Here is a 1,310-nt window from a genome sequence, read left to right as displayed (position 1 = left end):
GAAGTCGTCATACGGGCCGGCGCCGATGTCGCGGCCGCGGGCCGAGACGATGCCGGCTGTGACGGTGCCACCGAGGCCGAACGGATTGCCGACGGCCACCACCCAGTCGCCGACGCGAACCTTTGAATCGTCGGCGAAGTCGACATAGGTGAACTTGCCGTCGCCTTCGACCTTGAGCACGGCGAGGTCGGTGCGCGGATCGGTGCCGATCAGCTTGGCGTCGAGCTCCTTGCCGTCGTTCATCACCACGGTGAAAGCGGAACCCTCTTCGACGACATGGTTGTTGGTGACGAGGTAGCCGTCATCGGAGATGAAGAAGCCCGAGCCCTGCGCGACCGGGCGCGGCTGGCCGTCATTGTGGCCACGGTGGTTGAAACGGCGCATGCCGAACTGGCCGCCCTGATCGCCAAAACCGCGGAATTCCCTGAAGAAGCGGCGCAGCTGCGGATTGTCGGGCAAGTTGTTCATACCGTCCTGATCGTCGGACTGGTCGGATCCGTCATCGGCCGCCGGCTCGATCTTGGCCTTGACCTTGACGCTGACCACAGCCGGCGTGACGCGCTCCACGACATCGGCGAAGCTCGGCACCTGCGGCGCCTCGACACGCACTGCGTCGGCCAGAACGGGGGCGGTTCCAGTGGCCAGCGCGCCGACGCCAACCGCGCCGATGACAGCCAGCGAAGCGACCGTCGCGGTCAGGCGCTTGCGGGTGCCAAAATATGAATTGGGGGCAATATTCATGGGTCTCGTATCCTCTTTCACAAGGGATGCGCTCAGGCGGAGCATCCTCCGGCAAGAGGAATAGAGAGGCGCACATTACGGCGCCATTTCCGGTACATGAAAGTTTTGTAATGTTGGCGCTCAGTCGCGCAGTATCTTGTCCAGAGCGGCCTGCTCCTCGGCGGTGAGCGGGCTCGCGGGGGCCGCTCGGCGCGAGCGGGCACTGAGCACGATGAACAGCCCGCCGGCAACGAGCAGGACGACGGGCGTGCCCCACAACAGCGCGTTGCGCAGGCTGAAGCGCGGCTTCAAGAGCACAAACTCGCCATAGCGGGAGACGATATAGTCCATCACCTGCTGGTCGCTGTCGCCGGCAACCAGGCGCTGGCGCACCAGGATGCGCAGGTCGCGCGCAAGGTCGGCGTCGGATTCGTCGATCGATTGGTTCTGGCAGACCATGCAGCGCAAGCCTTCCGAGAGCGCGCGCGCCCTCGCCTCCAGCGCCGGATCGGCGAGCACCTCGTCGGGCTTCACCGCGATGGCGCTGCCGGCAAACAGCAAGCCCAGCAGCAACGCCAGCGAGGCAAGCG

At 65.4% G+C, this 1,310-nt stretch carries 2 protein-coding genes; both read right to left on the bottom strand.

Annotation, left to right across the window (positions count from 1 at the left end; genetic code table 11):
- Positions 1 to 741 (bottom strand): trypsin-like peptidase domain-containing protein (locus tag EN745_RS34865; RefSeq protein WP_127423320.1); only part of this gene is annotated, 741 nt, incomplete at its 3' end.
- A gap of 120 nt (positions 742 to 861) precedes the next feature.
- Complete coding sequence (locus EN745_RS34860; protein WP_127406340.1) at positions 862 to 1,299, bottom strand: cytochrome c-type biogenesis protein; 438 nt, start codon at positions 1,297 to 1,299, stop codon at positions 862 to 864.
- Between the last annotated feature and the right edge of the window lie 11 nt (positions 1,300 to 1,310).

Source organism: Mesorhizobium sp. M4A.F.Ca.ET.022.05.2.1 (assembly GCF_003998845.1).
Lineage (GTDB): Bacteria > Pseudomonadota > Alphaproteobacteria > Rhizobiales > Rhizobiaceae > Mesorhizobium.
Note: the sequence above shows the minus strand (reverse complement) of the source record. Positions and strands in the feature narration are given on the sequence as shown.